We start from the raw sequence: 23,113 nt of genomic DNA, 5'->3' as shown, positions 1-23,113 counted from the left end.
AGGGTGAGGGCCGCAATCGTCCGCCTGCCGCAAATCCTGATGTCACCCTGAAAAGCTTTTTGACAGCATCACATTTCAACAGGTTAGAATCGCTGGCACGCAGACTGCATGGTCAGTTTGTGCCCCCGTCTTTACGCTTCTGGAGTACTGCCTTTGAATGCGACGACCATCAACAGCCTGTTCTTGATCGGCGCGTTGCTGGTAGGCGCAAGCATTCTTGTCAGCTCGCTTTCTTCACGTCTCGGCATTCCGATTCTGGTCATCATCCTCGCGGTCGGCATGAGTGCCGGGGTCGATGGTGGCGGGATCATTTTCGATAACTACCCGACGGCCTATCTGGTCGGCAACCTCGCTCTGGCGGTGATCCTGCTCGACGGCGGTTTGCGCACGCGGGTGTCGAGTTTCCGCGTGGCGTTATGGCCGGCGCTGTCGCTGGCCACGGTCGGTGTATTGATCACCACCGGGCTGACCGGCATGGCCGCGGCGTGGCTGTTCGACCTCAATCTGATTCAGGGCCTGCTGATCGGCGCCATCGTCGGTTCGACCGACGCCGCTGCGGTGTTCTCGTTGCTCGGCGGTAAAGGGCTGAACGAGCGGGTCACCGCCAGTCTGGAAATCGAATCCGGCAGCAACGACCCGATGGCGGTGTTTCTCACCGTTACCCTCATCGACATGCTCGCCAGCGGCCAGACCGGCCTGCACTGGAGCCTGCTGACCCACCTGATCCGCGAATTCGGCATTGGTGGCGTGATCGGTCTGGGCGGCGGCTGGGTAATGTTGCAACTGGTCAACCGCATCAACCTCGCGGCCGGCCTGTACCCGATTCTGATCATCGCCGGCGGCCTGGTGGTGTTCGCGCTGACCAACGCCCTGCATGGCAGCGGCTTTCTCGCCGTGTACCTGTGCGGTCTGGTGATCGGCAACCGCCCGGTGCGCAGCCGCCACGGCATTCTGCACATGCTCGACGGCATGGCCTGGCTGGCACAGATCGGCATGTTCCTGGTGCTGGGCCTGCTGGTCACGCCCCATGATCTGCTGCCGATCGCCCTGCCCGCCCTCGGTCTGGCGCTGTGGATGATCCTGTTCGCGCGGCCGCTGTCGGTGATGGTCGGTCTGCTGCCGTTCAAGGCCTTCCACGGTCGCGAAAAAGCCTTTATTTCCTGGGTCGGTCTGCGCGGCGCGGTGCCGATCATTCTCGCGGTATTCCCGTTGATGGCCGGGCTGCCGCAAGCGCAGCTCTACTTCAATCTCGCGTTCTTCATCGTGCTGGTGTCGCTGCTGGTGCAGGGCACGAGCCTGCCTTGGGTGGCCAAGCTGCTCAAAGTGACGGTACCGCCAGAACCCGCGCCGATCTCCCGGGCGGCGCTGGAAGTGCACGTGACCAGCGAGTGGGAACTGTTCGTTTACAAGCTCGGCGCCGAGAAATGGTGCATCGGTTCGCCCCTGCGTGAACTGAAAATGCCCGAAGGCACACGCATCGCGGCACTGTTTCGTGGCCAGCAACTGCTCCATCCGTCGGGTAGTACGGTGCTGGAAGTCGATGATTTGCTGTGTGTTATTGGCCATGAACACAACTTGTCGGCCCTCGGCAAACTGTTCAGCCAGGCGCCGCAACGCGGTCTCGATCTGCGTTTCTTCGGCGACTTCGTGCTCGAAGGAGACGCCCAGCTTAAAGCGGTTGCAGCGCTGTATGGCTTGCCGGCCGAAGGCATCGATCCGGACATGACGCTGGGGGCATTCATCGCCCAGAAAGTCGGGGGCGCCCCCATCGTCGGTGACCAGGTGGAGTGGAACAATACCCACTGGACGGTCGCGGTCATGGACGGGAACAAGATCGGCAAAGTGGGCGTCAGATTCCCCGAAGGAAGTCGCCCGGGCCCCGGACTCTTCCTCTAAACTGCCTCCACTCTCACTTGCTTGACCGGTCTCTATGCCTACCCTGCGCTCCTTTTTCGCCGCGGCCCTGCTGGGCCTCAGTCTTGTCGTCGGCCCGCTGCATGCTGCCGAACCACCGTCCAGCGACGCCGTGCAGGCCAGCCTCGACAAACTGGCCGACAGCAAACTGCCGGACGCCGACAAGAAGACTTTGCAGACCGTCCTGCAGAACACCCTCAATCAGCTCAATAACGAGCGTGATTACGAGCAGAAGCTGATCGATCTCAAGCGTCAGCTGGCCAATGCGCCGAAGCTGACGATTGAAAACACCCGCGAACTGAGCCGCCTCAAGGCTACCGCGCCGGTGCCGGTAGCCCAGCGTTTTCCGAAGGAGTCGATCCAGCAACTGGAGCAGATCCTCACCGATCGCTCGACCCAGCAAAGCGATCTGCAAAAAGCCCTGGCCGAAGCCAACAGCCTGATCATCACCGCGCAGACTCGTCCCGAACGTGCTCAGGCAGAGATTTCCGCCAGCCAGACGCGCATCCAGCAGATCAACACCATCCTCAAATCCGGCAAGGACACCGGCAAAACGGTCACCGCCGAACAGCGCGACCAGTTGAATGCCGAACTGGCCGCACTCAATGCGTTGATTCCGCTGCGCCGTCAGGAACTGGCCGGCAACACTCAATTGCAGGATCTGGGCAACGCCCAGCATGACTTGCTCTCGGAGAAATCCGATCGCCTCGACCGCGAAATCCAGGAACTGCAGACCCTGATCAACCAGAAGCGTCTGGCGCAGTCGCAGGAAACCGTCACCCAGCAATCGATCGAAGCGCAGAAGGCCGGGGGCAGCAGCCTGCTGGCGAGCGAGAGTGCAACCAACCTCAAGCTTTCCGACTATTTGCTCAAGAGCACCGACCGTCTCAACGAAGTCACGCAGCAGAACCTGCAGACCAAACAGCAACTCGACACCCTGACCCAGAGCGATTCAGCGCTGGACGAGCAGATCAACGTGTTGAAGGGCAGCCTGCTCCTGTCCAAGATTCTCTACAAACAAAAACAGGCACTTCCCCATTTGAAGGTCGACCGCGACCTTGCCGACCAGATTGCCGATATTCGCCTCTATCAATTCGACGTCAGCCAGCAACGCGAACTGCTCAGCAACCCGGCGACCTATGTCGACAATCTGCTGGCCACGCAGCCGCCGGAGCAGGTCACTCCGCAGTTGCGCAAGAGCCTGCTCGATCTGGCCAACACTCGCGCCGATCTGCTCGAGCGGCTGAACCGCGAATTGAGCGCGATGCTCAATGAGTCGATCACCCTGCAGCTCAATCAGAAACAATTGCTCAGCACTGCGCAGAGCCTGCGCGCGACCCTCGACGAACAGATGTTCTGGATCCCCAGCAACAAGCCACTGGACGTGGAATGGATGCGCGGTGTGCCGGAGCGTCTGGAGCGGCAGGTCAATACCCTGCCCTGGGCGTCGAGCCTGAGCGAACTGACCGACGGCCTGACCCAGCGCCCCTTGTTGTTCCTGCCGCTGGCGTTGCTGATCGGCGCCCTGTTGTGGCGACGCAAGGCGCTGTACGGAAGACTCAACAAGGTTCACCAGGACATCGGCCACTTCAAGCGCGACAGCCAATGGCACACGCCGCAGGCAATCCTGATCAATATTTTGCTGGCGATGCCGGTGGCGCTGGGTTTGGCGCTGTGCGGTCTGGCCTTGCAGATCGACGCGCGCGGGCAGAACGCCAATATGGGCGCAGCGCTGTTGCAGATGGGTCAGGCCTGGCTGGTGTTCTACACCGCTTACCGGATCCTTGCGCCGGGCGGCGTGGCGGAATTGCACTTCCGCTGGGAGAAACCGCAGGTCGAGTTCCTTCAGGGCTGGGTACGTCGACTCGGCTTGGTAGTGATGGCGTTGGTCGCGGTGGTGGCGGTTGCCGAGTTGCAACCGGCGGCGCTGGCCGATGACGTGCTTGGCATGCCGGTGGTGCTGACCTGCTACGCCTTGATGGCGTGGCTGCTCAGTCGCCTGCTGATCAGCAGCCCGACGCACCAGAATGCTTCGCTGTTCCGCAAAGCCGTCGGGGTGATGTTCACTCTGCTGCCGATCGCCCTGTTTGTTGCGGTGTGCTTCGGCTACTACTACACCGCGCTGAAACTCAGCGACCGCTTGATCAATACCTTGTACCTGCTGATGTTCTGGCTGGTCATCGAAGCCACCTTCGTGCGTGGTCTGAGCGTTGCCGCGCGGCGTCTGGCCTATCAGCGCGCGCTGGCGAAACGGCAGGCGGCGAAAGAGGCCGGCGACGGGGAAGCGGTGATCGAAGAGCCGACGCTGGACATCGAGAAGGTCAACGAACAGTCCCTGCGCCTGATTCGTCTGGCCCTGCTCGGCGGTTTCATCGCGGCGCTGTACTGGGTCTGGTCGGACCTGATTTCGGTGTTCTCGTATCTGGACAACATCACCCTCTACGAATACACCAGCGGCACCGGCGCCAACATGAGCATGGTGCCGATCAGCATCGGCGACATGCTCGGCGCGCTGATCATCATCGGCATTACCTTCGCCCTCGCGCGCAACCTGCCCGGCCTGCTCGAAGTGTTCGTCCTGTCCAAACTCAACCTGGCCCAGGGCAGCGCTTATGCGACAACGACGCTGCTGTCCTACGTGATTGCCGGCGTTGGTTTTGTCACCACCCTGTCGACCCTCGGCGTCAGTTGGGACAAGTTGCAATGGCTGGTGGCAGCGCTGTCGGTGGGTCTGGGTTTCGGTATGCAGGAGATCTTCGCCAACTTCATTTCCGGCATCATGATCCTCTTCGAACGCCCGGTGCGGATCGGTGACACCATCACCATCGGCAACCTGTCGGGCACGGTGAGCAAGATCCGCATCCGCGCCACGACCATCACCGACTTCGACCGCAAGGACATCATTGTCCCGAACAAAACGTTCATTACCGGGCAATTGATCAACTGGTCGCTGACCGACACCATCACCCGCGTCACGCTGAAGCTCGGCGTCGACTACGGCTCGGATCTGGATCTGGTCAAGGAGTTGCTGCTCAAAGCGGCCCGGGAGAATCCGCGCGTGCTGAAGGAACCGGAGCCGCACGTGTACTTCCTCAACTTCGGCGAAAGCACCCTCGACCACGAACTGCGCATGCATGTGCGCGATCTCGGTGACCGTAACCCGGTGCTCGACGAGGTCAACCGCTTCATCAACCGCGAGTTCAAGAAGCAGCACATCAACATCTCGTTCCGGCAGATGGAGGTTTACCTGAAGAATCTGCACGGCCAGGAATACAAGATGGTGCCGGTGGAACCGGAGAACAAAACCATCGTGCCGGTCGTCGACGGGCAGAAACCGTTGTCGGAACCCCCGCCGGGCAAACTCGACTAACCGTCATGATCCCAGCAGAATGCTCGGACATTCTGCTGGAGCCGGCCCGTGAAAGCCCTCGACGAACTGACTTTCGACAACCGCTTCGCCCGTCTCGGCGACGCGTTCTCTGCGCACGTACTGCCGGAGCCGATCGACAACCCGCGTCTGGTGGTCGCCAGCCCGGCCGCCCTGGCTCTGCTGGATCTCGATGCGGCCAGCGCCGAAACCGAAGAATTCGCGCAACTGTTCGGCGGCCACAAACTCTGGGCCGACGCCGAACCCCGAGCGATGGTGTATTCCGGGCATCAATTCGGCGGCTATACCCCGCAATTGGGTGACGGCCGCGGTTTGCTGCTGGGCGAGGTCTACAACAACGCCGGCGAGCATTGGGACTTGCACCTCAAGGGCGCCGGACAAACACCGTTTTCGCGCATGGGCGATGGCCGCGCGGTGCTGCGTTCCTCGATTCGCGAATTTCTCGCTTCCGAAGCGCTGTACGCGTTGAACATTCCGTCTTCCCGGGCCGCCTGCGTGATCGGCTCCGACACGCCCGTCTGGCGTGAAAAGCAGGAACGCGCGGCGATGGTGCTGCGCCTGGCGCCGAGCCATATCCGCTTCGGCCACTTCGAATATTTCTACTACACCAAACGCCCCGAGCAGCAGAAACAGCTCGCTGAGCATGTGCTGGCGATGCACTTCCCCGAATGCCTTGAGCAACCGGAACCGTATCTGGCGATGTTCCGCGAGATCGTCGAGCGCAACGCCGAACTGATCGCCAAGTGGCAGGCTTATGGCTTCTGCCACGGCGTGATGAACACCGACAACATGTCGATCCTCGGCATCACCTTCGACTTCGGCCCGTTCGCTTTCCTCGATGACTTCGACGCGCATTTCATCTGCAACCACTCCGATGATCAGGGCCGCTACTCGTTCAGCAATCAGGTGCCGGTCGGCCAGTGGAACCTCAGCGCCCTCGCCCAGGCACTGACGCCGTTCATCAGCGTCGAGGCCCTGCGTGAAACCCTCGGCCTGTACCTGCCGCTGTTCCAGGCGCACTACCTCGACCTGATGCGCCGCCGCTTCGGCTTCACCACCGCCGAGGACGATGACCAGCAACTGCTGGAAAACCTGCTGCAACTGATGCAGAACAGCGGCGTCGACTACACACTGTTCTTCCGCCGCCTCGGTGAAGATTCAGCCGAACCGGCCATTGCCCGCCTGCGCGATGAATTCGTCGATATCAAGGGTTTCGATGCCTGGGGCGAACGCTACGTCGCCCGGGTGGCCCGCGAAGGCGATGCCGATCAGGCACAACGCCGCGCGCGGATGCACGCGGTCAATCCGCTGTACATCCTGCGCAATTACCTGGCGCAAAAAGCCATTGATGCTGCCGAGCAAGGCGACTACACCGAAGTACGCCGCCTGCATGCGGTGTTGAGCAAGCCGTTCGAGGAACAGCCGGGAATGGAAGGTTACGCCGAGCGGCCGCCGGAGTGGGGCAAGCATTTGGAGATCAGTTGTTCGTCGTGAGCAAGGTCAGGTGAACACGTCGATAGGCACATTGAAACGTTCGGCCAACCAGCGAATCTGGCGCAAGTTGAGCTTGCGCTTACCGCTCAAAATCTCCGAGACAACCGATTGAGTACCAACACCCGGTAAATCGCTCTGGGTCAGGCCGTGCTCGCGCATCATGTAACCGAGAACCTCTTCGCCACTTGCCTTAGCCATGGGGTGATGGGTGCGATCCCATTCCTCGATCCAGTCACCGATGATGTCCACCAAGCTCATCAACGGGTGCGACTCATCATCGCCGGTAATTTCCAGCAGTTCGTCAATTGCCGATACCAGAGCGTCGTAGTCGTCTTCGTCTTCCGGTCTACGCAAAAGCTCGGAGAGGGAAAAGCGTTTCACAGTCTTGGTGGTCATTGCACGGAAGTCCAAGAGATATATCGTTGAGGGCTGCACAAGATTACCGACTCGATAAATTCCAGATAGTCAGCCTCCCCACCGATATGCGTAGGCGTTTTCCTCAAATAAAGAAGGTCGTGACCTACAGAACAATTACTTGATAATCGCGACTTCGACTCCAGATCAGTCTTCAAAGACTTCCTGCCCGAGAGCCCATTATGTCCACCCCACTTCTCATCCCCTGCCCCACCTGCAACGGCCTCAACCGCATCCCCGCCGAGCGCCTGGCTGACCAGCCCAAATGCGGACGCTGCAAATCTGCGGTGCTGTTGAGCAAACCCTTCGAGCTCAAACAAGGCGATTACGCCAGTCAGATCAAGGGTGATCTGCCGTTGCTGGTAGATGTCTGGGCGGACTGGTGCGGGCCGTGCAAGTCGTTTGCGCCGGTGTTTGAACAGGCCGCGGCGCAGTTGGCGGGCAAGTGTCGACTGGCCAAGCTCGACAGCGAGGCGAACCAGCAGTTGTCGGCACAGTTGGGAATTCGCTCGATTCCGAGTCTGATTCTGTTTAAAAAAGGCAGGGAAGTGGCGCGCCAGAGTGGCGCGTTTCCGTTGCCGCAGTTGATGGCGTGGTTGCGTAGCCAAGGGATCTGACACAACCAGATCACCCTGTGGGAGCGAGCCTGCTCGCGAAGGCGGCCGATCATTCAGCGCTAATATTGAATGTGCCGGCCTATCCGCGAGCAGGCTCGCTCCCACATTAGGAATTTGCGTGTCATTCGGGGAATCAGTGGCCTTCCAGCAGATTGTGCAGTTCAACAAACTGCTGGGTCAGTTTGTGCCGTGGATCGAGGTGGATCAGCGGCATGCTGGCCTGGTGCGACTCGCGCATGCGCACCGAACTGCTCAGATACACCGGCAGCACCGGCAAGCCCTCAGCGATCAGCTCATCGAGCATCTGCTGTGGCAGGCTCGCCCGCGCCTGGAACTGATTGACCACAATGCCTTCGACTTCCAGGCCTTCGTTGTGGTCGTCCTTCAATTCCTCGATTTCGGCGATCAGCCCGTACAGCGCCTGACGGGAGAAACTGTCGCAGTCGAAAGGAATCAACACCCGATCCGCCGCAATCAGCGCCGATACCGCATAGAAATTCAAGGCTGGCGGGGTATCCAGATAAATGCGGTCGTAGTCTTCGGACAACTCGTCCAACAACTTGCGCAGCTTGTTGATCTTGTGTTTCGCCTCGAGCTTGGGCTGCAGATCGGCCAGCTCGGCAGTGGCGGTAATGATGTGCAGGTTGTCAAACGGCGTTTCATAGATGTCCGCCTGATTCTTTTTCGAGAACGGCCCGGAGGACAGCGTCTGTTTGAAGAAATCGGCGATGCCCATGGGGATGTCGTCGCCAGTGAGCCCGGTCAGATACTGAGTGGAATTGGCCTGGGCATCGAGGTCGACCAACAACGTGCGATAACCCTCGCTGGCGCTGACCGCCGCCAAGTTGCAGGCGATGCTGGATTTGCCTACGCCACCTTTCTGATTGAACACCACGCGCCGCATGACCAAACCTCCGTGTATCAAAGAATGACCGAGTGTAGTTGCCGGTGACCGCGCTTCGCTACCTTCACGGACATGGACTACGCCGTCAGGTGTAAATATCGACGCTCAGCCATGGAAAAAACCGCCAGCCATCGCAGAGACTCCTGACAGACAGGCCGCGGGGAATATGGATAATGGCCAAGTGATAGCCACCTGACGAACCGCTCGGTACATTTTGTTGGGCAAAATGTAACCAACATTTGCTACACACCCGTCGCACCGGGATAATGCGCGCCACCCGGCGCCCTGCGCCAAGCCAAGCCTGCTGCGGCGCTGGCGACTCAACGCGTCAACGAAAGCCCGCAGGGGCGGGATGAATGTCCGTGATCAACTTCAACATCGCCCAATGGCGCGCGTGGGCCCCGGGGCTCGACAGCGTGGACGCCTGGCAGGCCTGGAGCCGACAACCGGTCGTGCTCCAGAGCAGTGATGCCGCGCCCGATGTGTCGTTTCTGCCGGCCATGCAGCGCCGCCGCCTCAGCCGTCTGGCGCGGATGGCCTTCAGCGTTGGCTGGCCGCTGGCCGACGGAAGGAGCAATCTGCCGCTGGTGTTCGTCTCGCGGCACGGTGAAACCCCTCGCACGTTTGAAATCCTCCGCGATCTGGCCACCGAACAGCCTCTGTCGCCGACCCAGTTCAGCCTTTCGGTGCATAACGCGATCATCGGTTTGTGGTCGATCATGCGCGGCGAAACCAGCGAAATGACCGCCCTCGCTGCCGCTGGCGACGGTCTGGAACACGGCATGCTCGAAGCGGCGGCACTGCTTGCTGAAGGCGCCACGGCGGTGCTGTTGGTGATCACCGAAGAGCAGCCACCCGAGGCGTACTCACAGTGGGTCGATGATGTGCCGTTCCCTTACGCGCTCGGTTTGTTGCTGACGCCGGGTACCGACTGGCGGCTGACCCTGAACAGCAGCAGCGAAACCCGGTCAAAGGCGCACTGGCCGCACGCGCTCAACCTGCTGCGAACCCTGCTCGGCCAGCAACCTGATTGCCAACATGCGTGGAAAAATCGTGTATGGACCTGGCATCGCAACCCGTGACCGCCAAACACCGCGACGCCTATTACTGGCGCCTGCTGGCCACTGCTGCGAGCTTCGCCTTGTTCGGGCTCGGCGGGCTGTGCCTGCGCCTGCTGGTATTTCCGCTGCTCGGTTGCCTGCCCGGTGACGCACTTGAACATCGCCTGCGCGCCCGGCGTACGGTCAGCCGACTGTTCTGGTTTTTCGTGCGGTTCATGGCGCGCACCGGCGTGCTCACCTACGACATCGAGGGCGCCGAACGACTTGGCCGGCCGGGGCAGATGATCATTGCCAACCACCCGTCGCTGATCGATGTGGTGTTTCTCATCGGTCTGGTGCGCCACGCCAATTGCGTGGTGAAGAAGACCCTCTGGGAAAACCCGTTCACCCGTGGCCCGCTGCGCCGCACCGAGTACATCAGCAATGACGGCAGCATGGATATGCTCGATGCCGCTGCGCAATCGTTGCAGGACGGCCAGACCCTGATCATATTCCCCGAAGGCACGCGCACCCGGCCCGGGCAGGCGCCGGCCTTTCATCGGGGGGCGGCGGCGATTGCCTTGCGCGGTGCGAAAATCGTTACCCCAGTGATCATCAAGGTCAGCCCGACCACCCTGACCAAAGCCGAGCCGTGGTATCGCATCCCCCATCGCCGCGTGCACTTCAGTTTTCGCGTGGGGGCCGATATAGACCCACAGACCTTCGCCGCGCAAGGCCCCGCACCGCAGGCCTCGCGCAAGCTCAACGATTATTTGCATGACTATTTCATTAAGGAGCTCGCCGCAGATGAGCGAACTGAACACCGCTAGCCTGGTGCGTGACATCAAACTGCTGATCATCGACGCCCTCGGCCTCGAAGACATCAGCCCCGAGGACATCGGCGACGAGCAGACATTGTTCGGCGAAGGCCTCGGCCTGGATTCCGTGGACGCACTGGAACTGGGCCTGGCGATCCAGAAAAAATACGGCATCAAGATTGACGCCGATGCCAAAGACACCCGCAACCATTTCACCAACGTGGCCAGCCTTGCGGCATTCGTCACGGCAAAACAGGCAGCTTGAGACCGGACCATGCAAACTCGTGACGATATTTTCAACACCCTGCGCGATGCCCTGGTCGAGCTGTTCGAACTGGATCCGGCCCGTGTAAGCATGGACGCCAATCTGTATCAGGATCTGGAAATCGACAGCATCGACGCCGTCGACCTGATCGATCACATCAAACGCCAGACCGGCAAGAAGATCGCCGCCGAAGAATTCAAATCAGTGCGCACCGTCGGTGACGTGGTCGAGGCGGTGTTCCGTCTGGTTCAACCGGCCGCATGAGCCGACTGATCGGCCTGGGCCTGCTGCTGGCCGGTCTGCTGTACCCCTTCGCGGTGTATTTCGGCATGGAGCATTTCGCCCCGTGGCAATTTGCACTGCTGCTGGGCAGCCTGTGGCTGGCGCGCGCCCTGACCGGCGAACGCAAGCCCGGCAGCCTGTGGATGGCCTGCGTAGCGATCGCGTTCTGCCTGTTGCTGGCGGTATTCGACAGCCCGCAATTGCTGCGCTGGTACCCGGTGCTGATCAGCGCGTTCATGCTGGTGCTGTTCGGCGTGAGCCTGAAATACGGCCCGCCGATGGTCGAGCGCCTGGCGCGCTTGCGCGAGCCGGAGCTGCCGGAGGTTGCCGTTCGCTACACACGCAAGGTCACGCTGGCCTGGAGCGTGTTTTTCTTCTGCAACGGTTTGTGCGCCGCCCTCCTCACCCTGTGGGCGCCGCTGGATTGGTGGATGTTGTACACCGGCCTGATCTCCTATGGATTGATCGGCCTGATGTTTGCCATTGAATGGCTGATACGACAACGGGTAAGAGGCCGTACATGAATTGGATAAAACTTGAGCAGCTGTTGCTCAAGGCACTGCCGGCACGGGCAATCTGCCAGGCGCCGGCTCTCGATCACGCGCAGTTGCACGCGCAGGCCCTGAGCGTTGCCGCTGGCCTGCAAGGCCAAGGCGTGAAACACCTGGCCGTGCATCTGGAAGATGCCGCCGACCTCGCCATCGCCCTGCTTGGTGCGTGGCGCGCCGGCGTCAGCGTGTTGCTGCCGGCAGACCTGCAAGCACAGACGCGCCAACGCTGGTCCCCTGAAGTCGATCTGTGGCTGACCGATCAGCCGGGCGACGCGCAGCTCGATGACTTCACTCAACCGGGTTTGCCCGGCGCCGAACTGGATCTCGATCAATGCCGACTGAGCCTGTGCACCTCCGGCTCCAGCGGCGAGCCCAAGCGCATCGACAAGACCCTGCGTCAATTGGCCAATGAAGTCGAGGCGCTGGAGCAGCTGTGGGGCGCAGACCTCGGTGAGGCTTGCATCATCGGCAGTGTCGCCACGCAACACATCTACGGTCTGCTGTTTCGCGTGTTGTGGCCGGTGTGCGCCGGACGTCCATTCGTGCGCCGGCAACTGGCGTTTTCCGAAGACTTGCAGCGCGCCAGCCGCGAGCACCCGACCTTTGCCTGGGTCGCCAGCCCGGCGCTGCTCAAGCGCATGGGCGACAACCTCGACTGGCCGGCCTTGAGGGCCGTGCGCCGGGTATTTTCTTCCGGTGGCGCGTTGCCGCTGGAGGCCGCGCAAAGTCTGCAACAGCGCTTGCAGCAATGGCCGACGGAAATCCTCGGCAGTTCGGAAACCGGCGGCATCGCCTGGCGCCAGGGCGAGTCGTTGTGGCAGCCGTTCGCCGGCGTCGAACTGAGCCAGGACAGCGACGGCGCCCTGCTGATCGCCTCGCCTTATCTGCCTGCCGGCCACATCGAACACAGCGCCGACGCCGCGCGCATTGCCGCTGACGGTCGCTTCGAACTGCTGGGGCGGCTCGACCGCATCGTCAAACTGGAAGAAAAACGTATCTCACTGCCGATGCTCGAACAGGCTCTGATCGATCACGACTGGGTCGCGGAAGCGCGCCTCGGTGTCGTGCAGGAAAACCGCGCCTCGCTCGGTGCGCTGCTGGTACTCAGCGAATCTGGCCTGTTCGGCCTGCGCGAGCACGGCCGCCGTGGCCTGACCGAAATACTGCGCAAACATCTGAGCCAGCATTGCGAAGCCCTTGCCCTGCCCCGACGCTGGCGCCTGCTGCGGCAAATGCCATTCAACAGCCAGGGCAAACTGGCGCAAGCCGACGTCGAAGCGTTGCTTTTGGCCGCACGACCAAAAGCGCCCGAAGTGCTGGAACAAAGCGAAACCGAAGGTGAGTGGAGCCTGCAACTCAGCGTGCCGCCGGACCTGGCCTACTTCAGCGGGCACTTCCCCAAGGCGCCGGTTTTGCCTGGTGTGGTGCAGGTGGAATGGGCATTGAACCTGGGTCGCCAATTGCTCAACCTGACCGGCCCGTTTGCCGGCATGGAAGTGCTGAAGTTCCAGCAACTGGTGCGCCCCGGCGATGAAATCCAGTTACACCTGCGTTTCGATCCGGAGCGCAGCAAACTGTATTTCGCTTATCGCAATGACACGGCGACCTGTTCCAGCGGCCGAATCCTGCTAGGAGTTGGCAATGCATAACCTGTGGCGAGGGGATGTATTCCATGCATAACCCTTGCGCCGTGATCCCGGTCTACAACCACGAAACCGCGATCGGCACCGTGGTCGATGCTCTGCTCGCGCAAGGTCTGCCATGCATTCTGGTGGACGACGCCAGCGAGCCCTCCTGCGCAACAGTCCTCGACGCTCTGGCCGAACGCGACAACGTGCACCTGGTGCGCCTGACCGCCAACCAGGGCAAGGGCGGCGCGGTGATGACCGGTCTGCGCGAAGCCTCGCGACTGGGCTACAGCCATGCCTTGCAGGTCGATGCCGACGGCCAGCACGATTTGCACGATGTCGCGCGCTTCGTCGCCGAATCCCGCGCTCATCCGGAGGCGATGATCTGCGGCTATCCGCTGTTTGACGAGAGCGTGCCGAAAGGACGTTTGTACGCGCGCTATCTGACCCACGTGATGGTGTGGATCAACAGCCTGTCGTTGCAGATTCGCGATTCGATGTGCGGCTTCCGCGTTTACCCGCTGACGCCGACCCTGGCAGTGATCGACTCGGCCAAGGTGGGCAAACGCATGGATTTCGATTCGGACATTCTCGTGCGCCTGGCCTGGCGCAATCAGCCGATGCGCTGGCTGCAGACCAGCGTGCATTACCCGCTGGACGGCGTGTCGCACTTTCGCCTGTTCCACGACAACGCGCTGATCTCCAGCATGCACACGCGGCTGTTCTTCGGCATGTTGCTGCGTTGGCCGCTGATCCTCTGGCGGCGGTGGAAACCATGAGCGAAGAAGTCGACAACAAGCACTGGGCCGACCGCGAAGAACGCGGCAGTTTCCTGCTGATGAAGTTCACCGCATTCGCCGCCAAAGTGCTTGGCCGGCGCCTGCTGAGTCCGTTGCTGTACGCCATCGTGCTGTATTTTTTCCTCTTCGGCCGCATCGCCCGGCGCAGTGCCTGGCAGTACCAGCAGCGTCTGGCCGAGTGGAGTCAGCGTGACGACCTGCGCCCGAGCCACTGGCGGGTATTCGGCCAGTTCATGACATTCGCCGATTCGCTGCTCGACAAGCTCGATGTGTGGAACGGCAAACTGAGCATCGAACAGATCGAAATCATCGACCCGGCGCTGCTGCGCAAGCAGTTGCGCGGCAGTCGCGGACAACTGCTGGTCGGCGCGCATCTGGGCAATCTCGAAGTGTGCCGGGCGTTGGCGGAGATCGGCGAAAAGGTCACCATGAACGTGCTGGTGCACACCAAGCACGCCGAGCAGTTCAACCGCCTGCTTGGTGAGGCCGGGGCGACCAACCTGCGCCTGATCCAGGTCAGCGAACTCGACCCGGTGATCATGCTGCAACTGCACGAACGGCTGGAGCGCGGCGAGTGGCTGGCGATCGCCGGTGACCGCGTGCCGCTGCACGGCGGGCGCAGTGTCACTGTAGACTTTCTCGGCCATCCGGCGCCGTTCCCGCAAGGCCCGTGGTTGCTGGCCGGTCTGCTCAAGTGCCCGGTCAATCTGCTGATGTGCCTCAAGCAACCTGACGGCCACTATCGCCTGACTCTCGAACCGTTCGCCGACGCGGTGGTGTGGACACGCCGCGAGCGCGAGCAGGTCATTCATCAGTGGGCCACCCGCTACGCGCAGCGCCTAAGTCACTATTGCCTCGAAGCCCCACAGCAATGGTTCAACTTTTACCCTTTCTGGAAGACCGATGACGACGCCAACCCATGAGCCGGTAACCTTCGGCGAACGCCCCCTGCGCATCGAAGACGTGCTGGCCCTGGCCAACCGTCAGGCGCCCGTGCAGTTGCAGGCTGACGCCGACTATCGCGAGCGCATCGCCAAGGGCGCGCGTTTTCTCGATTCGCTGCTGGACAAGGAAGGGGTGATCTACGGCGTCACCACCGGTTACGGCGATTCCTGCGTGGTCGCGGTGCCGCTGCATCACGTCGAGGCGCTGCCGCGTCATCTCTATACTTTTCACGGTTGCGGCCTCGGCAAGCTGCTCGACGCGCAAGCCACCCGCGCGGTGCTGGCAGCGCGTTTGCAGTCGTTGTGTCACGGCGTCTCCGGGGTGCGCGTGGAGCTGCTGGAGCGTCTGCATGCATTTCTCGAATACGACATCCTGCCGCTGATTCCCGAGGAAGGCTCGGTCGGCGCGAGCGGCGATCTGACCCCGCTGTCCTACGTCGCCGCGACCCTGTCCGGCGAGCGCGAAGTGATGTTCCGCGGCGAGCGTCGTCAGGCTGCCGATGTGCATCGCGAACTCGACTGGACGCCATTGGTACTGCGCCCGAAAGAAGCGCTGGCGCTGATGAACGGCACGGCGGTGATGACTGGCCTCGCCTGCCTCGCCTTCGCCCGCGCCGATTATCTGCTGCAACTGGCCACACGCATCACCGCACTCAACGTCGTCGCGCTGCAGGGCAATCCGGAGCACTTCGACGAGCGCCTGTTCGCCGCCAAGCCGCATCCGGGGCAGATGCAGGTGGCCGCATGGCTGCGCAAGGATCTGGCGATCGACGCGCCAACCGCGCCGCTGCATCGTCTGCAGGATCGTTACTCGCTGCGTTGCGCGCCGCATGTGCTCGGCGTGCTGGCGGACAGCCTGAACTGGCTGCGCGGTTTCATCGAAACCGAACTGAACAGTGCCAACGACAACCCGATTATCGATGCCGAAGCCGAGCGCGTTCTGCATGGCGGGCACTTCTACGGCGGGCACATCGCCTTCGCCATGGACAGTTTGAAAAACCTTGTGGCCAACGTCGCCGATCTGCTCGATCGGCAACTGGCGCTGCTGGTCGACGAACGCTACAACCACGGCTTGCCGAGCAACCTGTCCGGCGCACCCGCCGATCGGGCGATGATCAATCACGGCTTCAAGGCGGTGCAGATCGGCACCAGTGCCTGGACCGCCGAAGCGCTGAAGAACACCATGCCGGCCAGCGTGTTCTCGCGCTCCACCGAGTGCCACAACCAGGACAAGGTGAGCATGGGCACCATCGCCGCCCGTGATGCGATTCGCGTGCTGGAGCTGACCGAGCAGGTTGCCGCCGCCACGCTGCTCGCCGCCAATCAGGGCGTGTGGCTGCGCGCTCAAGCCTTCGACGCGCGTCCGCTGCCGCCGGCGCTGGCGGCGATGCACGCAGAACTGGGCAAAGACTTCCCGCCGGTCATCGAAGACCGCGCGCTGGAAGGCGAATTGCGCCTGTGCCTGCAACGCATCGCCGCGCAACACTGGAGGCTGCATGCGTAGTGCCGGAGTGCTTCACGCCGATACCGAGATTATGGTGCCGTTCTTCGACGTCGACACCATGCACGTGGTCTGGCACGGCCATTACGTCAAATACCTGGAAGTGGCGCGCTGCGCGCTGCTGGACAAGATCGGCCACAACTACACGCAGATGGTCGAGTCTGGTTACGCCTGGCCGATCATCGACCTGCAGCTGCGCTACGTGCGCAGCGCGGTGTTCGGTCAACGGCTGAATGTGCGCGCCAGTCTGGTCGAGTGGGAAAACCGCCTGAAGATCAATTACCTGATCACCGACCTGCAGACCGGCGAGCGCCTGACCCGCGCCAGCTCGGTGCAGGTCGCCGTCGAAGTCAGCAGCCGCGAGATGCAGCTGGCTTCACCGAAAGTCTTCACCGATGCCGTGGAAAGGATGCTGCGATGAATATGTTTTTCAAAAGCCTTGGTGCGTTGACGCTGCTGGCCGTGTCGTCATGGGCCCATGCCTTCGACCTGCAACAGCTCAGTGAACAACTGGCGAAACCGGACGTTATCCACGGCCAGTTCATTCAGGAAAAACACCTGCGCGCCCTGCCGCAGCCGCTGATCAGCAAGGGCAGCTTCGTCCTCGCGAAAAAGCATGGCTTGCTGTGGCTATTGAAAACCCCGCTGCAACAGGACTACCGCATCACCGCCAAAGGCATCGCCCGCCGCGACAACAACGGCTGGCAACTGCTGCCGAACAAGAGCGCCGGTGCCGAGCAGAACCGGCTGTTCCTCGCCGTGCTGCAAGGTGACAGCAGCGGTTTGCAACGGGATTTCGAGCTGGCCCTGAGCGGCACGGCGCAACAATGGAAGCTGACCCTGACCCCGCGTTCGATGCTGCTCAAGCAGGTGTTCCAGCAAATCAATATCGACGGCGGTGCTCTGGTGCAAACCATCGAACTGCTGGAAACCCAGGGCGACAGCACCCTGCTGCGCATGCAGGACAGCACCGCCGAGCAACCCTTGAGCGAAGCGGAGCAACATGACTTTGCCGAGTGAACGCAGGCTGCCCTGGCTGTTTCTGAGCCTGCTGCTGGCCGTCGTCGCGCTGGCCGCGTGGCAGTGGCGCGACGGTGCGCCGTTGTCGGCCAATCTCATGGAGCTGGTGCCCGGGACCAATCCCGACGCGCTGGAATTGCGCGCCGAGCAGCGTATGCAAGAGCCGCTCAACCGCGAAATGCTGGTACTGGTCGGCCACGCCGATCGCCAGCAAGCACTGACCATGGCCCGGCAATTGGGCGAGCAATGGCAGGCCAGCGGTCTGTTCGAAACCGTGCAGTGGAATCTGCAAGCCGACTTGCCAGCGCTACGCACGCAATTGCTGCAAGGGCGCCTGGCGATGCTCTCGGCGGATGATCGGCAGCTGCTCAGCGAACACCCCGACGTGTTCATCCAGCAGCGGGTGCAGGCGCTGTTCGATCCGTTCAACGGCTTTACCCTGGTGCCGAGTCAGGACGATTGGCTGGGCCTGACCGGGCGCATCCAGAACAGCCAGCCGAAACACGGCGCGGTGCAACTGGACATCGGCAGCGGCGCACTGATCGCCGAAGCCGACGGCAAGAGCTGGGTGATGCTGCGAGCGCGCACCACCGGCAACGCCTTCGACATGAACCTGCCGCTGCAAGTCGCGGATCTGCTCCAGCACAGCCGTGAACAGGCAGCGAAAAGCGACGTGCAGTTGCTTGCCGCCAGTGGCCTGCTCTATGCGGCTAACGGCCAACAACAGGCCACCCGCGAAATGACCTGGGTCGGCGGCGGCGCGACGGTCGGCATTCTGCTGTTGCTGCTGTTGGCGTTTCGTCGCTGGCGCGTGCTGCTGGCCTTCGTTCCCGTGCTGGTGGGCATGCTGTTCGGCGCGGTGGCCTGCGTGGCGCTGTTCGGCCACATGCATGTGATGACGCTGGTGCTCGGTTCGAGCCTGATCGGCGTCGCCGTGGATTACCCGCTGCACTATCTGTCCAAGAGCTGGAGCCTCAAGCCCTGGCGCAGCTGGCCGGCCCTGCGCCTGACTTTGCCGGGGCTGACCCTGAGCCTGATCACCAGCGTCATCGGCTATCTGGCGCTGGCGTGGACCCCGTTCCCGGCATTGACGCAGATCGCCGTTTTCTCCGCCGCCGGTTTGCTCGGCGCCTATCTGTCGGCGGTCTGTCTGCTGCCGGCACTGCTGAAAAATGTCGAACTGCGCCCGGCGCAATGGCCGCTGCGCCTGGCCGAACGCTTGATTCATCTGCGCGAAGCGCTGCTCGGTTGCATTCGCACGCCCGTGCTGCTGGCCCTGCTGATCGCCTTCTGCGTCGGCGGTCTGATGCAGTTGCAAAGCAAGAACGACATCCGCCAATGGGTCGGGGCGCCGCAGCATCTGACCGACGAAGCGCAGACCATCGCGCGCATCACCGGTTTCCAACCGACCAGCCAGTTCTTCCTCATCCGCGCCGCCAATCAGGAGCAGTTGCTTGAGCGCCAGGCGGCGCTGAGCGAGCGTCTGCAGCAGTTGGTCAACCTCGACAAGCTGCAGGGCTTTCTCGCCCTCGATCAACTGGTCAGCGCGCCGAGCCAGCAACAGCAAGTGCGCGAATCACTGAGCAAGCTGCCATCGTTCTGGCAACCGCTGCTCGACCTCGGCGTGCCGGCGGCGGCTTTGCAAAACGAATTGCAGCAGTTGCAGACCCTGCCCGCCGAAGACATCGACGCCGCGCTGGCCGGCCCGCTCGGTGAGCCGTATCGCACGCTATGGCTTGGCCCGACTGAAGACGGTGTTGCGGCAATGACCAGCCTGCAGGGCTTGAACAATCCGTCGTTGCTGCGCGTGCAGGCGCTGGACTTGCCAGGAGTGGTGCTGGTCGATCGCCTCGGTGATCTGAACAAAGTGTTCGCCGCCACGCAGATCAGCGCCGCCGAACTGAAACTGGCCTCCTGCGTGTTGATCGTGCTGGTGCTGATTCTGCCGTTCGGCCTCACCGGCGCGCTGCGTATCGTTGCCCTGCCGCTGCTGGCGGCGCTGTGCAGTCTGGCCAGCCTCGGCTGGCTCGGTCAGCCGCTGACTCTGTTCAGCCTGTTCGGCCTGCTGCTGGTGACGGCGATCAGCGTCGATTACGCGATCCTCATGCGTGAACAGGTGGGCGGCGCGGCGGTGAGCCTGCTCGGCACCCTGCTCGCGGCGCTAACGACATGGCTGTCGTTCGGCCTGCTGGCAGTGTCCAGCACGCCGGCGGTGAGCAATTTCGGCCTGTCGGTAAGCCTCGGTCTGGCGTTCAGCTTCATGCTCGCGCCGTGGGCCGGGCGCCATGAAACGGTTTCGGAGACAGCAGCATGATGGTTGCCGGCTTCTGGTTGCTGGCCCTGGCGTTGTTTGCGCTGGCGACCCGGGTCGGCCGCCATTTCGGCCTGATTCCGATCGTCAGTCAGTTGCTACTGGCGAGCTTCGGTTTGCCGCTGCTGATGTACTTCTGGATCGAACCGGGCTGGCAGCTCAGCGGTGCACAACTGATCGCGCCGGACTGGCTGAAAAACCTCTACAGCTTGAGTTTCGCCTTGCTGCTCGGGCACATTCTCAGCGATGTGATCGACCTGAAACTAGATCGTCAGAGCGTGAAAATTGCCCTGCCGAGTTTCATCGTGCCATTCACCTGCGGTCTGGCAGCCGCGCACTGGCTGTTGCCCGCGCAGCCATGGCTCAACTCACTGGCGATCGGGCTGGTGTTCGCGATCACCGCGATCCCGGTGCTGTATCTCTACCTGCGCCATATCGATTATCCGCCCGCCGCCACTCGTCGACTGGTGCAGACCGCAATCCTCATCGACCTGACCTGCTGGACGCTGTTCGGCCTCGCCCAGGGCAGCCTGCACTTGAGCAGCTTGTTGCTGCCCGTGGCCATGGCCGGGGTGCCGCTGTTCTTGTATTTGCTGCGGGTGCGCCGACCGCTGACCTACAGCCTCGGATTCTTCGCGCTGCTGGTCATGGCTGAGCATTACAAACTCAACGCACTGATTTTCGGCATCGGCTATCTGCTGTGCATGGCGGTGCTGAAAGTGCCGCTGGTGCTGCCATTGCCGGCGCGCTGGATGAGCCGCTTGCAGGTGTGGATCGCGATCCCGCTGATCCTCACGTTCGGCATCGTCCAGATCGACGTGCACAGCGCTCTTGCCAGTCTCGACGGCGGACAATGGGCGGCGCTGCTGCTGTTGCCGATTGCCAGTAAACTGCTCGGCAACTGGCTCGGCCTCGGCTGGGCAGGCGCGTCGTTCGCGGGCGCCAGTCGCTGGCGCGAAAGCGTGCTGCTGAACATTCGCGGCCTGAGCGAAATCGTCTTTCTCAACCTGCTGTTGCAACAACAGCTCATCACCCCGGCGCTGTATTTCGCGCTGATGCTGATGGGCCTGATCGCCACGCTGCTGCCGGCCCTGATCGGCCTGCATCGCGCACCCCTGAATCTGAACAGTCCTTTGCCCCGGAGCTCACGTGCCAATCGTTGAAATGGAATCCCGTCAGGTCGTGATCATCGGTGCCGGCCCGTCCGGCGCTATCGCCGCGGCCCTGCTCAAACGCAAGGGCCACGATGTGCTGGTGCTCGAGCGTCAGCACTTCCCGCGCTTCTCCATCGGCGAAAGCCTGCTCAGCCATTGCCTGGATTTCGTCGAAGAAGCCGGCATGCTCGACGCCGTCAACGCCGCTGGTTTCCAGCGCAAGACCGGCGCAGCGTTTGCCTGGGGCGAGCGCTACAGCGCCTTCGATTTTGGCGATACCTTCACCGCCGGCAAGCCGACCACGTTCCAGGTGCAGCGCGCAGATTTCGACAAGTTGCTGGCCGATCAAGCGGCGCTGCAAGGCGCGGAGATCCGCTATGGCGATGCGATTGTCAGCGTCGACTTCGAGCGAGCGAAACCACAACTCGATGTGCGTCGCGAAGACGGCAGCGAGTACCGCGTAGAAGCCGAATTCGTGCTGGACGCCAGCGGTTACGGCCGCGTGCTGTCGCGTCTGCTGGACCTCGAAGCGCCGTCGAATTTCCCGGTGCGTCAGGCCGTGTTCACCCATGTTGAAGATCACATCGACAGCCCGGCGTTCGACCGGGAAAAAATCCTCGTCACCACTCACCCGCAGCACCGCGACGTGTGGTTCTGGACCATCCCGTTCAGCAACGGTCGCTGCTCCGTGGGCGTGGTCGCGGCCGAGGAACATTTCCAGGACCGCGACAGCGACCTCGATGCCTGCCTGCGCAGTTTCATCGCCGAAACACCAAGCCTCGCCAGGGTTCTCAACAACGCGGTCTGGGACACCCCGGCGCGTACCCTCGGCGGTTACGCGGCCAACGTGAAAACCCTGCACGGCCCGGGCTTCGCCCTGCTGGGCAATGCCGCGGAATTCCTCGATCCGGTGTTCTCCTCCGGCGTGACCATTGCCATGCGCTCGGCAAGCATGGCTGCCGGCGTGCTAAACCGTCAGTTGCAGGGTGAAACGGTCGACTGGCAACGGGAATTTGCCGAGCCGTTGAAACGCGGCGTCGACACCTTTCGCTGCTACGTCGAAGGCTGGTACGCCGGTACCTTTCAGGACGTGATTTTCTACGAGGACAGCCAGGCGGACATTCGCCGGATGATCTGCTCGATTCTCGCCGGCTACGCCTGGGACGAGCGCAACCCGTTCGTCAGTGAAGCGCGGCGCCGGCTGAAGATGATTTCCGAACTCTGCGCGCAGGACGCCTCATGAATTACCTGAGCGACAGTTACGTCGAGGAAACCCGCTTCGGCTTCTGGTTCCTGCGCAGCCACACCTGGCAGCACCATGTGCTGCGCGTGGCGATCAATGATCTGCGTGAGTTGTTCTGTGAGCCGCTGCCGGAACAGCCGGTGCTGCTGGACGCCGGTTGCGGGCAAGGCAAGTCGTTCGCTCACTTGCGCCAGACCTTTGCCCCGCAGCGCCTGATCGGCGTCGACGCCGACCCGCACAGCCTGCACCTGAGCGGCGAAGAGGCTGCGCGCCTGGGCATGCCGGTCGAGTTGATCGGCAGCGATTGCGCCACGCTCCAGGTCGCCGATGCCAGCGTCGATCTGCTGTTCTGTCACCAGACCTTCCATCATCTGGTCGAGCAGGAAAAAGCCCTGGCCGAGTTCTATCGCGTGCTGAAACCGGGCGGCTATCTGCTGTTCGCCGAGTCCACCGAGGCTTATATCGATACCTGGGTCATCCGCTGGCTGTTCCGTCATCCGATGCACGTACAAAAGAGCGCCGCCGGGTATCTGCAGATGATTCGCGAGCAGGGTTTCGAGTTTGCCGAGCGCAATGTTTCCTACCCGTACCTGTGGTGGAGCCGGTCGAAGGACTTTGGCTTGCTGGAGCGGTTAGGGTTGCGTAAGCCCAAGCCGTTTGGCGAACGCGAAGAGACGCTGGTGAATGTCGTAGCGCGCAAGCCGCTTGCGGGTGCTATCTGATGCAACGCATAACCTGTAGGAGTGAGCCTGCTCGCGATAGCGGTAGGTCAGCCAATGACTATTTTGAATGCATGACCGCTATCGCGAGCAGGCTCACTCCTAC

21 protein-coding genes are annotated in these 23,113 nt (G+C 62.1%); 19 read left to right on the top strand and 2 right to left on the bottom strand.

Going from position 1 to position 23,113, the window contains the following annotated elements; all coding sequences use genetic code 11:
* Nucleotides 1-153: 153 nt before the first annotated feature.
* Genes BLU71_RS24205 through selO form a run of 3 tightly spaced genes read left to right on the top strand, consistent with a single transcriptional unit; the run spans nt 154 to nt 6,796 of the window.
* Entirely contained in the window at nt 154-1,896 is a 1,743-nt protein-coding gene (locus tag BLU71_RS24205) for a potassium/proton antiporter (protein ID WP_042608725.1), read from the top strand.
* Between the two features lie 34 nt (nt 1,897-1,930).
* Nucleotides 1,931-5,284, top strand: coding sequence for a mechanosensitive channel MscK (mscK, locus tag BLU71_RS24200; protein WP_083354048.1), 3,354 nt, complete (start codon nt 1,931-1,933; stop codon nt 5,282-5,284).
* 48 nt (nt 5,285-5,332) lie between these two features.
* A complete protein-coding gene (selO, locus tag BLU71_RS24195) occupies nt 5,333-6,796 on the top strand; it encodes a protein adenylyltransferase SelO (protein WP_083354047.1) in 1,464 nt (487 codons plus the stop codon).
* A gap of 6 nt (nt 6,797-6,802) precedes the next feature.
* Here selO and BLU71_RS24190 read toward each other — a convergent pair whose 3' ends face one another.
* Nucleotides 6,803-7,192, bottom strand: a complete 390-nt coding sequence (locus BLU71_RS24190) for a helix-turn-helix domain-containing protein (protein WP_042608722.1) — start codon at nt 7,190-7,192, stop codon at nt 6,803-6,805.
* Nucleotides 7,193-7,392: 200 nt separating this feature from the next.
* Between BLU71_RS24190 and trxC the strand changes: the two genes are divergently transcribed.
* Nucleotides 7,393-7,827, top strand: coding sequence for a thioredoxin TrxC (gene trxC / locus BLU71_RS24185; RefSeq protein ID WP_083354046.1), 435 nt, complete (start codon nt 7,393-7,395; stop codon nt 7,825-7,827).
* A gap of 133 nt (nt 7,828-7,960) precedes the next feature.
* Here trxC and BLU71_RS24180 read toward each other — a convergent pair whose 3' ends face one another.
* Nucleotides 7,961-8,731: a ParA family protein gene (locus BLU71_RS24180; protein WP_056787407.1), complete on the bottom strand. Its 771-nt coding sequence runs from the start codon at nt 8,729-8,731 to the stop codon at nt 7,961-7,963.
* Between the two features lie 356 nt (nt 8,732-9,087).
* Here BLU71_RS24180 and BLU71_RS24175 point away from each other — a divergent pair, with 356 nt between their 5' ends.
* From BLU71_RS24175 to BLU71_RS24105, 15 genes are read left to right on the top strand one after another with little or no spacing between them, the layout of a single operon-like run.
* On the top strand, nt 9,088-9,813 hold the full coding sequence (locus BLU71_RS24175; RefSeq protein ID WP_064363227.1) for a beta-ketoacyl synthase chain length factor: 726 nt from the start codon (nt 9,088-9,090) through the stop codon (nt 9,811-9,813).
* Nucleotides 9,789-10,601 carry a lysophospholipid acyltransferase family protein gene (locus BLU71_RS24170; RefSeq protein WP_042608718.1) on the top strand — a complete coding sequence of 271 codons (813 nt, stop codon included), beginning with the start codon at nt 9,789-9,791 and terminating at the stop codon, nt 10,599-10,601. The genes BLU71_RS24175 and BLU71_RS24170 overlap by 25 nt, the downstream gene beginning before the upstream one ends.
* Nucleotides 10,579-10,854, top strand: a complete 276-nt coding sequence (locus BLU71_RS24165) for a phosphopantetheine-binding protein (protein ID WP_039756723.1) — start codon at nt 10,579-10,581, stop codon at nt 10,852-10,854. Before BLU71_RS24170 ends, BLU71_RS24165 begins: the two co-directional genes overlap by 23 nt.
* 9 nt (nt 10,855-10,863) lie before the next feature.
* Entirely contained in the window at nt 10,864-11,118 is a 255-nt protein-coding gene (locus tag BLU71_RS24160) for an acyl carrier protein (protein WP_016772026.1), read from the top strand.
* Nucleotides 11,115-11,660, top strand: a complete 546-nt coding sequence (locus BLU71_RS24155) for a membrane protein (protein ID WP_042608716.1) — start codon at nt 11,115-11,117, stop codon at nt 11,658-11,660. Before BLU71_RS24160 ends, BLU71_RS24155 begins: the two co-directional genes overlap by 4 nt.
* Nucleotides 11,657-13,336, top strand: coding sequence for an acyl-CoA synthetase family protein (locus BLU71_RS24150; protein ID WP_083354045.1), 1,680 nt, complete (start codon nt 11,657-11,659; stop codon nt 13,334-13,336). Before BLU71_RS24155 ends, BLU71_RS24150 begins: the two co-directional genes overlap by 4 nt.
* A gap of 23 nt (nt 13,337-13,359) precedes the next feature.
* Nucleotides 13,360-14,094 carry a glycosyltransferase family 2 protein gene (locus tag BLU71_RS24145; RefSeq protein WP_083354367.1) on the top strand — a complete coding sequence of 245 codons (735 nt, stop codon included), beginning with the start codon at nt 13,360-13,362 and terminating at the stop codon, nt 14,092-14,094.
* Nucleotides 14,091-15,038 carry a glycosyl transferase gene (locus tag BLU71_RS24140; RefSeq protein ID WP_083354044.1) on the top strand — a complete coding sequence of 316 codons (948 nt, stop codon included), beginning with the start codon at nt 14,091-14,093 and terminating at the stop codon, nt 15,036-15,038. Before BLU71_RS24145 ends, BLU71_RS24140 begins: the two co-directional genes overlap by 4 nt.
* Entirely contained in the window at nt 15,019-16,563 is a 1,545-nt protein-coding gene (locus BLU71_RS24135; protein WP_083354043.1) for an HAL/PAL/TAL family ammonia-lyase, read from the top strand. The genes BLU71_RS24140 and BLU71_RS24135 overlap by 20 nt, the downstream gene beginning before the upstream one ends.
* Entirely contained in the window at nt 16,556-16,981 is a 426-nt protein-coding gene (locus BLU71_RS24130) for an acyl-CoA thioesterase (protein ID WP_083354042.1), read from the top strand. The genes BLU71_RS24135 and BLU71_RS24130 overlap by 8 nt, the downstream gene beginning before the upstream one ends.
* A complete protein-coding gene (locus tag BLU71_RS24125) occupies nt 16,978-17,580 on the top strand; it encodes an outer membrane lipoprotein carrier protein LolA (RefSeq protein WP_065615455.1) in 603 nt (200 codons plus the stop codon). Before BLU71_RS24130 ends, BLU71_RS24125 begins: the two co-directional genes overlap by 4 nt.
* A complete protein-coding gene (locus BLU71_RS24120; protein WP_083354041.1) occupies nt 17,564-19,894 on the top strand; it encodes an MMPL family transporter in 2,331 nt (776 codons plus the stop codon). The genes BLU71_RS24125 and BLU71_RS24120 overlap by 17 nt, the downstream gene beginning before the upstream one ends.
* The gene (locus tag BLU71_RS24115) at nt 19,891-21,054 is read left to right on the top strand and encodes a sodium:proton antiporter (protein WP_083354040.1); all 1,164 of its coding nucleotides are present in this window, start codon (nt 19,891-19,893) and stop codon (nt 21,052-21,054) included. The genes BLU71_RS24120 and BLU71_RS24115 overlap by 4 nt, the downstream gene beginning before the upstream one ends.
* The gene (locus BLU71_RS24110) at nt 21,041-22,288 is read left to right on the top strand and encodes an NAD(P)/FAD-dependent oxidoreductase (RefSeq protein ID WP_083354039.1); all 1,248 of its coding nucleotides are present in this window, start codon (nt 21,041-21,043) and stop codon (nt 22,286-22,288) included. Before BLU71_RS24115 ends, BLU71_RS24110 begins: the two co-directional genes overlap by 14 nt.
* On the top strand, nt 22,285-23,010 hold the full coding sequence (locus BLU71_RS24105; protein ID WP_064363246.1) for a class I SAM-dependent methyltransferase: 726 nt from the start codon (nt 22,285-22,287) through the stop codon (nt 23,008-23,010). Before BLU71_RS24110 ends, BLU71_RS24105 begins: the two co-directional genes overlap by 4 nt.
* Nucleotides 23,011-23,113 lie beyond the last annotated feature (103 nt).

This window comes from Pseudomonas moraviensis, assembly GCF_900105805.1.
In the GTDB taxonomy this organism is placed as follows: domain Bacteria; phylum Pseudomonadota; class Gammaproteobacteria; order Pseudomonadales; family Pseudomonadaceae; genus Aquipseudomonas; species Aquipseudomonas moraviensis_A.
Note: the sequence above shows the minus strand (reverse complement) of the source record. Positions and strands in the feature narration are given on the sequence as shown.